At 79.9% G+C, this 1,287-nt stretch carries 1 pseudogene; it reads left to right on the forward strand.

What is annotated here, in order from left to right:
* A pseudogene (locus ABD317_RS37015) lies at positions 1 to 837 on the forward strand (condensation protein); the annotation flags it as partial.
* Positions 838 to 1,287: the final 450 nt, after the last annotated feature.

Here is a 1,287-nt window from a genome sequence, read left to right on the forward strand (position 1 = left end):
CGCCCGGCGGCCGCGCCCGCTCCCCCGGCCCCGACCCCGCCCCCGCCAGCTGCCGGCGGGCGCACCGGGCCGACCCGCCCCGCCCGCATCGCCGGCGACACGTCGTCCTCCGGCGCTCCCGGCACCGGCAACGGCCTGCACCTGCTCGACCTGCCCGCGCCGCGCCGCACCTCCTACGGCGCCACCGTCAACGACCAGCTCCTCGTCGCCACCTGCCTGACGGCGGCGCGCTGGAACCGCGAGCACGGGCAGCGCAGCGGCCCGGTGCGCATCACCATGCCGGTCGACAACCGCCCGCGGGAGTCCGCGGACATGCCGATCGGTAACGGCACCCGGCTGACCGAGGTCGGCTTCGGCCCGGAGGAGCAGGCCGACGCGGCGGCGCTGACCGGCGGCGCGGCGCCGGACCGGGCGGCGGTGGAGCGGCTGCTGCGCGCGACCATGGCCCGTACGCACGCGCTGAAGTCCGTGCCGAGCCGCCCGCTGGGCCTGTCCGGCGTGCTGCTCACCGCGCCGGTGCTGCCGGTGGGCGTACGCGGCGTGCTGGCCCGTACGCTGCGCCGGACCGCCGCGCCGCTGATGTCGACGACCCTGCTGTCCAACCTCGGCCGGATCGTCTACCCGCTCGACTTCGGCGCCGCCGGCCGCCCCACCGCCGTGTGGGTCTCGGCCCCCGCGCGCATGCCGCGCGGGCTGGCGATCACCGCGGCCTCCACCGCGGGCCGGCTGCACCTGGCCGTCCGCTACTCCCGCGCCCTCCTCGACCACGAGGCCGCCGTCCGCATCGGCGAGCTGCTGCAGCAGGGCCTCGCGGCCTGCGCGGACGAGCCGCGATGAGCCCCGCAACGCGCCCGCGCGGGCACCGTACGCGTCCCGGCCCGGCGGCCGGACCCGGGGCGTGTCGTCAGTCTCCCGTCTGCGGCCGGTCTCCCCGGCCGCGTTGGCGGACGCCCCCCCGCCTCGCGATCGCACGCACCAGACTCCCCCTACGCCCGGAGGGCGTGGGCGCGCCCCCGGCGCCACCGGCCCTCCGGGCGAACACCGCGAGATCGACGACGGACCCTCGCACAGGGGCCCACCGGAGGCGGTACGGCGCCCACCCGGCCCCGCGGGCGCGGCGGCCCCGCGGCGGCGCGACGTGCGGGGACCCCGCATGAGCCGGCCCGGCGCGCGGGACGCCGCCGAAGCGCCATCCTCGCTGCGGGAGTTCTACGAGAACCCGGCCGTGCCCGTCGCCTCCGGCGACGCCCGCGGCCGGCGGCAGGCACGGATGCTGGCGGACGCGCT

Source organism: Streptomyces synnematoformans (genome assembly GCF_039531005.1).
GTDB lineage: Bacteria > Actinomycetota > Actinomycetes > Streptomycetales > Streptomycetaceae > Streptomyces > Streptomyces synnematoformans.